General features: G+C 69.3%; 6 protein-coding genes and 1 pseudogene. 4 read left to right on the top strand and 3 right to left on the bottom strand.

The window, feature by feature from the left end; all coding sequences use genetic code 11:
* Both VFF46_RS27365 and VFF46_RS27360 read left to right on the top strand, forming a co-directional pair.
* Positions 1-1999 (top strand): DUF222 domain-containing protein (locus tag VFF46_RS27365; protein WP_325040097.1); only part of this gene is annotated, 1999 nt, incomplete at its 5' end.
* A gap of 212 nt (positions 2000-2211) precedes the next feature.
* Complete coding sequence (locus tag VFF46_RS27360; protein ID WP_325040098.1) at positions 2212-2394, top strand: hypothetical protein; 183 nt, start codon at positions 2212-2214, stop codon at positions 2392-2394.
* Between the two features lie 122 nt (positions 2395-2516).
* On the opposite strand, the pseudogene VFF46_RS27355 reads toward VFF46_RS27360, so the two are convergent.
* From VFF46_RS27355 to VFF46_RS27345, 3 genes and pseudogenes are all read right to left on the bottom strand, one after another.
* A pseudogene (locus tag VFF46_RS27355) lies at positions 2517-3351 on the bottom strand (IS481 family transposase); the annotation flags it as partial.
* A gap of 231 nt (positions 3352-3582) precedes the next feature.
* On the bottom strand, positions 3583-4314 hold the full coding sequence (locus VFF46_RS27350) for a metallophosphoesterase (protein ID WP_325040096.1): 732 nt from the start codon (positions 4312-4314) through the stop codon (positions 3583-3585).
* A 9-nt stretch (positions 4315-4323) separates the two neighbouring features.
* Complete coding sequence (locus VFF46_RS27345) at positions 4324-5829, bottom strand: PstS family phosphate ABC transporter substrate-binding protein (RefSeq protein WP_325040095.1); 1506 nt, start codon at positions 5827-5829, stop codon at positions 4324-4326.
* 121 nt (positions 5830-5950) lie between these two features.
* On the opposite strand from VFF46_RS27345, the gene VFF46_RS27340 reads away from it, so the two are divergent.
* Positions 5951-7309, top strand: a complete 1359-nt coding sequence (locus VFF46_RS27340; RefSeq protein ID WP_325040094.1) for an NAD(P)/FAD-dependent oxidoreductase — start codon at positions 5951-5953, stop codon at positions 7307-7309.
* Positions 7310-7354: 45 nt separating this feature from the next.
* On the top strand, positions 7355-7617 hold a 263-nt coding region (locus tag VFF46_RS27335), incomplete at its 3' end, for an energy-coupling factor ABC transporter permease (RefSeq protein WP_325040093.1).

The following is a 7617-nucleotide window of genomic DNA, read 5'->3' as shown; positions in this document are numbered from 1 at the left end:
TTACGAGCGGATCCAGGTGTACGGCGGTGACGGCTGTCCCGGGGTGGCGGAGTTCGCACCGATCGAGTTCGGTGCGGTACTGCGCATGTCGTCCGGCGCGGCATCAGCGCTCATCGGTGAGGCCCTCGCGCTGCGCCATCGCCTGCCGAGGATCTGGGCCGCCGTGCTGGCGGGGAACGCAGTGGCCTGGCGGGCGCGAAAGGTCGCACATGCCTGCCTGGCGCTGTCGCTTGAGGCAGCGGCGATCGTGGACCGGCGCGTGGCCGGGATCGTCAACACGGTCACCCCAGGCGCCTTGGCGAAGATCGTCACCGCAGCGCTCTGGGAGGCCGACCCCGAACAGGCCAAAGCCCACGCGGAAGCCGCCGCCAAGGTGCGCGGCGTGTTCGTCGCCCCGTCCGACGACCACGGCACCAAACGTTTCTGGGTACGAGCCGCCGCCGGCGCCGTAATCCGCTTCGACGCCACCATCGACGACCTGGCCCGCGCCCTCAAAACCCTCGGCGACCCCGACACCCTCGATGAGCGCCGCGCCAAAGCCATCGACTGGATCTCCGACCCCGCCGCCGCCCACCACCTCCTCGAAGTAGCCCGCCACCTAGCCCACACCCAACCGACCCCCACCACCACGGACACCGACGAGACACCCGAGGTACACGACGCCCCAAACCGCAGCAACCCCACCGGCAACCCCTCCGGCAGCCTCACCGGCAACCCCACCGACAACCCCACCGACAGCCCTACTGGCAGCCCCGCCAGCAACCCCTCCGGCAGCACCGGTGGCAGCACCGATGGCAGCACCACCGGTAATCCGACCGGCAGCCCCGCTGGCAACCCCACCGCCAACCCAATGAGCGGCTTGCCTGAGGGCCCGCCCGGAGAACCGACAAGGTCTGGGATCGAGCCGTCAGACCAGACACCACCCGACGTATCAGTCGGCACCGGTCCCACGCGAGACGAGGCCAGGCCGCGCGACTGTGCAGACTCGGGTGGCAGGACGGGTGCGGGTGACTGGACCCGTGCGGGTGGCGGGACCCGTGCGGGCGGCGGGACGGGAGCGGGTGGCTGTGCAGGAGCGGCTGACTGCACCGGAGCGGGTGACTGGACCGGGTCCGGCGACCCGGCCGCGGGGGAGCAACGGGCGACCTACGGCGGTCATAGCGACGCGCCAGCGCAGCCGCCGGGCGATGCGGACTTCGAGCCTGACGAATCCAGCGGGCCTGCCGCCGGCGAGGGCCACAGCTGTCACGAGGGCGTCGACGCGTTCACGCGGCGGATGCTTGCGAGCGAATTACCTGCGCGGCTGGCCGCGATCAAGCAGGAGGCGTACCGCAATGGTCTCGGTGCCGGTTCCGGTGGCACGAGACGGATCCGGCACACCCTCTTCGTGCACCTCACCGACCAGACGCTTGCCACCGGCAACGGAGTACTTCGGATCGAGGAGCTCGGACCGGTCCTCGCTCACCAACTGAGCGAGTTGCTCGGTCACGACCAGGTCGTCGTCAAGCCCGTGATCGACCTGCACGACCAGGTCAGCGTCCACAGCTACGAGATCCCCGACCGGATCCGCGAACGCGTCCGCCTGCAACACCCCGTCGACATGTTCCCGTTCGGCGCCGCCGAGTCAACCGAGCGGATGGACCAGGACCACATCACCCCGTACGACCGCACCGGCCCACCCGCACAGACCAGCCGCACCGGCCCACCCGGCCGCCCCGGGCTCCCCGGACAGACCGGCCGCCCCGGCCTCCCCGGACAGACCGGCCAACCCAGCCCACGCGGGCAAACCGGGCAAACCGGCACCCACAACCTCATACCGCTCACCCGGCTCCACCACCGCGCCAAAACCTTCGGCGGCTGGCGAAACCGCCGCCTGCCCACCGGCGCCATCGAATGGATCAGCCCTCACGGTTTCCGATTCATCGTGAACCACACAGGCACCCATCCGATCCCGACAACCCCAACCGCGACCCAGCCCGACGCGGTGGCCGACCTGTGATGGCACGGCTGCAGGCATACCGGCCTGCAGCCGTACGCGCCTCGGCCGAACTATGGCTCCGGCACGGAGAACATCCTCTACGGATCGGGTTCTCGGGCTCATGCCTGGTGAGGTTCCGTTGGGTGCCGAGTCCTTCATCCTGGCCGGCGGCCTACGAGTGGTTGCTTTGACGTTCCGGGCCGCGCTGGGTGAGCTGACGAACTCTGTCGAGCATGTGGGGTCACCGCAGCGCGGGCTTACCGCAGAAGCCGATCCTCGACATCGCGGTCGGCGCGAAGCCCAGCTCGAACCGGGACGCGGTGGACGAAGCGCTGCGGCTCCTCGGCTTCATCGCTCGGGCGACCGTTGATGATGCCGGGCCGACGAGGAAGTTCGGCTGGGAGGACGTACCGTAGCGGCGGGTGGCCGATCTGAATGTTGTGCAGTACGGCGGTGGCGTGGGTGGGTCGTGCTCCGTGATCGGCTCCGAGCAGATGGTCGGGCGCGGGGTGCATACACCGCGATGAACGCCGAGCTGGCTGTACAGCCCAGGGAGGTTGGTTCGGCGGGTGATGGGTGGGTGTTTGCCGGTGACGGTGTGGGGTCTGTGATGGTTGTAGGGGTGGGGCCAGGCGGGTAGGGCTTGTTCGGTGGGGTAGTGCTGTTTGAAGGCCCAGTCGTCGGCGAGGGTGCGGTGGAATCTCTCGATCTTGCCGTTGGTTTGTGGCCGGTAGGGGCGGGTCTTCTTGGGTGTGATGCCGAGTTCGGTGCAGGTGTCGCGCCAGGCGTGCGAGCGGTAGCAGCTGCCGTTGTCGGACAGAACACGCTCGATGGTCGTGATGCCGCGATCGGCGAACCAACCACGGCACGGCGCAGTACGGCGGTCGCGGTCGCGGCGGACTCGTCGTCGTGGTGGGCGTTGCGGGGCTTGTCGGGTGTCGCGGCACGGTTCCTCTTCCGTTGTGTTTGCCGACGTGGCGCGAGCCGCCGCCGTCGGGGATGTTGCGGAGTTGCTTCACGTCGACGTGCAGCATGGCGCCGGGAGAGAGGTGTTCGTAGCGGCGGACCGGTTCGGCGGTGTAGCGGTCGGGATGGGACAGCCGGTTGAGTCGGCAATGCCGCAGTACGGCGTACACGGTCGAGGCAGGTACGCCGGTGGAGTCGGCGAGCTGGATCGGGCCGAGCCGGTGCCGGCGGCGCAGGCTGATGATCCGGCGTACCGCAGGTGGCGGGGTCTTGTGCGGCTGGCGGTGCGGGCGCGACGAGCGGTCGGTCATGCCGGCCGGACCGAGCCGGCGGTACCGCTCGGCCCAGCGTGTCGCGGTCGGCCACGCTACCTCGAACCGCTCAGCGGACCGGGCGATCGGCCAACGCGTCCCGCTCGGGAAGGACCGCGGTATGCACGCAGGTGTTCATGTGGCTGCTGCGCGTTCACGTTCACCCCGCCGAAGGGCGTCACGACCACGCTCACCGCGTGTCGTCACACCTTCTCAACCAACGCGCCTGATCAGTACACGCTAGCCCGCGCCTACTCGAATGGCCGCACGGTTTGCATCGCTGGCGAGGACGGGTTCGTTCGGTGGGTTCTTGCGGGCTGGCGGGCTTCAGTGGGGGTAGCGGTAGATGGTTTGGAGGGGTTCGCCGGGGGTGTGGAGGTGGAAGGCGAGGCCGGGGTGGGCGTGGGGGTCGGCGAGGGTGTTTTGGGTGGATTCGAAGGGGAGGGGGACGGTGGAGCGGATGCCGGGGGCTCCTAGGACGGGGTGGCCGGCGAAGGTGCTGGTGATGGCGTTGTGGACGTGGCCGGTGAGGACGGCGGTGACGGGTTTGGCGGTGAGGATCTTCGCGAGCGCGTCGGGGTTCTCGAGTTTCCACTGATCCATGACGGGATGGTGGAGTTCGAAGGGTGGGTGGTGCATCGCGAGGAAGATCGGGCCGTCGAACGGTTCGTTCAGCGAACTTTCCAGCCAGCCGAGGGTTTCCTCGGTGAGGTACCCGTGGTCCTTGCCCTCGACGGTCGAGTCGACGAGCAAGAAGCGGGCGGGACCGACGTCGTGGAGCTGGTTCACCGGGTGCCCTTCGCCGGGGGCTGATACCAGGGCGCGGAACGGGTGGCTCACGTCGTGGTTGCCGGGGAGAACCAGGGTCGGTACGTCGAACGTCAGCTCGCGCGCGACCTCGACGTACTCCTCGGGCAACCCGTGGTCGGCGAGGTCGCCGGTTGCCAGTACGACGTCCACGGTCGACGAGCGCACGTACGACGTGATCTGCCGGAGCCGGGCGCGCGCCTCCTCGGTGCCGTCGAGGTGCGGGTCACTGAGGTGCGCGATCACGTACATGACAGCAATTTAGCCGCAGAACCCCGTCGGCAGGGCCGCACACGGCACGAGTCCGCCGCGTTCCAGCACCGGCCGCGCCTGCGACGACCGTACGTAGTCCAGGAACGCCGCCGTCAGCGACTTCGCCTCCGGGGCCTTGTACGTGTACGCGTGCTCGACCTCCCAGAACGTGTACGACCGGTCCGCCACCTTCGACGTGTCCGGTACGACGTCGTCGATCGTGACCGCGGCGAGGTCCGGGAACTTCCGGGCGCTGCCGAGTTCGGCGTACCCGATCGCGCCGTCGATCTCGTTCACCCGGGTGAGCAGCTCGTCCGTGGTGCCGACCTCGCAGCGGTGGTATGACGCCCGTACGGCGTTGTCGTCCTGGCGGCAGTTGTCCGAGGTGATCCCGAGCTCCCGGTCGCCGCCGAGCACCTTCTCCCGGAACACCAGTCGAGACCCGGACGCGGGGCCGACCCGGCTGACCATCCGGATCGGCAGGTTCTTCCCGCCGACCTGGTTCCAGTTGGTGATCTTGCCGGTGTAGATCTTGCGCAGTTCGTCCGTGGTCAGGCTGGTGACGCCGGACGACCGGTTGACGACGACCGCGAACACGACGACCGCGATCGCCTCACCACTGAGGTCCGGCGCGTCCTCGGCCGGGCCGTCTGACATCGCGATCACCTTGCTCGCCGCACCCGGATCCTGCGCGCCGAGCGTCTTCAGGTCGAGCACTCCGCTGCGGCTGCCGTTGGCGGCGATCATGATGTCCGCGCCGGAGCACTGGCTCGCGTACGCGCTGCGCAGTTCGGTCATCGTCGGTTCGACCGCGGTGGACCCGATCACGCGGATCTGCCCGGCCGCGCAATTGTCCGGCGGACGCAGTACGTCGACCAGGAAGAACGCGACCAGCGCGCCGACCAGGACGAGCGTGGTGGCGCCGAAGATCAGCGTACGGCGACCCGGTCCGCGCGGCCGCGGCTCGTGGTAGACGCCACCGTTCGCGCCGCCGGTGAGGTACCCGTCGTGCGTGACGGTCTTGCCGAGCCCGGACAGCACGAGCAGGAACTTGAAGTGATCGCCGTGGTTGATCCCGAAGCGAGGCACCACCAGCGTGTCCTTGTCGACGTACGCGGCCGGCTCCAGGCTCTTCTCGATCAGCGTGCCGAGCTTCGGCGGGTGCGACTCGACCACCTTCATCCGGACGATCTTGCGGTCGGGGAACCCGAACTCCAGCTCGCCCTGCATGTCGCCCGGGTCGATGTCGGTGCCGGTGTTGTCCACCCGGAGCAGCACGATGCTCGGGTCCTCGACCACCTCGTTCTGGTGCCGGACCTCGACGTCGACCAGGTCCCGGGCCTGCCCCTGGCGGGGGTGGACACCGATCTGGGCGTCGACCTGGACCCGGTACACGAGCCGTTTGCGGCGCCAGACGTACCGGTCGAGCAGCCACACGATCGACGTACCGACGAGCGAGACGAGCGCGATGACCGTGCCGAGATCGATGTTGCCGAGCCCTGAGAAATCGAACAACTCTGTCCTCACTTCTACGAGAACAGAACGCTAGTGGCAGGTGGTGAACGTCCGCTTACGGCGCGATGACGCGCCGGGTGGCGACTTGGTCCGGACCGAACCGTCTGAGAGATTTGGCCGCATGGCTGAACAGGTGGACGTCGTCGTTGTCGGTCTCGGCGTGGGCGGGGAGGAGACGGCCGGGCGGCTGGCGCAGGCCGGGCTGCGGGTGGTCGGGATCGAGTCCCGCCTGGTCGGCGGCGAGTGCCCGTACTACGGCTGCATCCCGAGCAAGATGATGATCCGGGCCGCGAACCTGATCGCCGAGACCCGCCGCGTGGACGGCATCGCCGGTACGGCGACCGTGCGGCCGGACTGGGCACCGGTCGCGAAGCGGATCCGCGAGGAGGCCACCGACACCTGGAACGACCAGGTCGCGGTCGACCGCCTGGTCGGCAAGGGCGCGACCGTGATCAAGGACGTCGCGACGATCACCGGACCGAACACGGTCCGCGCCGGCGACACCGAGTACGAGGCGGCCCGCGGCATCGTGATCGCGACCGGTACGGTCCCGTCGGTCCCGCCGATCGACGGGCTCGCCGGTACGCCGTACTGGACGAACCGCGAGGCGATCGAGGTCGAGACGCTGCCGGCGTCGCTGCTGATCCTGGGCGGCGGCGCGATCGGGATGGAGCTGGCGCAGGTGTTCGCGCGGTTCGGCGTCCAGGTGACCGTGATCGAGGGCGCCCCCGAGGTGCTCGCGATGGAGGAGCCGGAGTCCGGCGTGCTGGCCCGCGAGGCGCTGGAGCGCGACGGCGTGACGTTCCGCCTGGGCGCGCACGCCAACCAGGTCGGGTACGCCGGCGGCGCGTTTACCGTGACGCTCGAGGACGGCACCACGGCCACCGGCGAGAAGTTGCTGGTGGCAACGGGCCGCCGGGTGGCGACCGCGGACCTGGGGATCGACAAACTCGGGCTGGACCCGGCCGCGCGCCGCATCGAGGTGGACGAGCACGTCCGCGCGGGCGACAAGGTTTGGGCGGTCGGCGACGTCACCGGCGTCGGGGCGTTCACCCACAACGCGATGTACCAGGCCGACATCGCGGTCCGGGACATCCTGCAGGAGCCGGGCGCGCCGACCGCGAGCTACCACGCGATGCCGCGGGTGACGTTCACCGATCCGGAGATCGGCGCGGTCGGCCTGACCGAGAAACAGGCCCGTGACGCGGGGCTGAACATCCGTACCGGCTCGACGCAGATCCCGGCCTCGAGCCGCGGCTGGATCCACAAGGCCGGCAACGAGGGCTTCATCAAGGTCGTCATGGACGCCGACCGGGGCGTACTGGTCGGCGCGACCAGCGCGGGCCCGACCGGCGGCGAGGTGCTGAGCGCGCTGGCGGTGGCCGTGCACGCCGCCGTACCGGTGAACAGTCTGCGACAGATGATTTACGCGTACCCGACGTTCCACCGGGCGATCAGCGAGGCGCTCAAGGAGTTGTGAGATCGCTTGTTGCGATCCGGTCGCAAATAGATCAAGAATGTCCGAGTGCATGTTCCTGACGGTTTCTTCGACGCCCCCACGTCCGTCGCCACCGGTCTGATCGCGGCCGGTGCGGTCGGCGTCAGCCTGCAACGGGCCAGCCGCGAGCTCCGCGAGACCGGCCCGGCGCTGGCCGGGCTGACGGCCGCGTTCGTGTTCGCGGTGCAGATGGTGAACTTCCCGGTCGGCGCCGGGACCAGTGGTCACCTGCTCGGTGGCGCCTTGGCGGCGGCGCTGGTCGGGCCGTGGACCGCCGTACTGGTGATGTC

The sequence above is a fragment of the Kribbella sp. genome (genome assembly GCF_035655035.1).
Classification (GTDB): domain Bacteria; phylum Actinomycetota; class Actinomycetes; order Propionibacteriales; family Kribbellaceae; genus Kribbella.
This window is presented reverse-complemented; position numbering and strand designations above follow the sequence as displayed.

What these genes read in the sequence shown, in the direction of transcription:
- VFF46_RS27350 (WP_325040096.1), bottom strand. Translation starts at nt 4,314, where the DNA reads ATGTACGTGATCGCGCACCTCAGTGACCCGCACCTCGACGGCACCGAG.
- VFF46_RS27360 (WP_325040098.1), top strand. Translation starts at nt 2,212, where the DNA reads ATGTGGGGTCACCGCAGCGCGGGCTTACCGCAGAAGCCGATCCTCGAC.
- VFF46_RS27340 (WP_325040094.1), top strand. Translation starts at nt 5,951, where the DNA reads ATGGCTGAACAGGTGGACGTCGTCGTTGTCGGTCTCGGCGTGGGCGGG.